The following is a 436-nucleotide window of genomic DNA, read 5'->3' on the forward strand; positions in this document are numbered from 1 at the left end:
CACCCGAACAGCCGCTACTGCACGCCGATCGACCAGTGCGACATCCTGGCCGACGAGTACAACGACCCGCAGGGCGTGCCGATCTCGGCGATCCTGTTCGGTGGCCGCCGCAAGACGACGGTTCCGCTCGTCACCGAGGCCCGCGACTGGCTGCACGGCACCTTCATGGGCGCGACGCTGTCGTCCGAGACGACGGCCGCCGCGACCGGCGCGGTGGGCGTCGTGCGCCGCGACCCGATGGCGATGCTGCCGTTCATCGGCTACAACGCCGGCGACTACTTCCAGCACTGGGTCAACGTGGGCAAGGACGCCGACGCATCCAAGCTGCCGGCGATCTTCTACGTCAACTGGTTCCGTCGTGACGAGGACGGCGGCTTCCTGTGGCCGGGCTTCGGCGAGAACAGCCGCGTCCTCAAGTGGGTCATCGAGCGCATCG

1 protein-coding gene is annotated in these 436 nt (G+C 68.3%); it reads left to right on the top strand.

Annotated features, from left to right (window positions below; translation table 11 throughout):
- Nucleotides 1-436, top strand: a 436-nt coding sequence (locus tag GO615_RS29980) for a phosphoenolpyruvate carboxykinase domain-containing protein (RefSeq protein WP_169133096.1), incomplete at both ends; no start/stop codon positions are given.

Source organism: Aromatoleum evansii (assembly GCF_012910805.1).
In the GTDB taxonomy this organism is placed as follows: Bacteria; Pseudomonadota; Gammaproteobacteria; order Burkholderiales; family Rhodocyclaceae; genus Aromatoleum; species Aromatoleum evansii.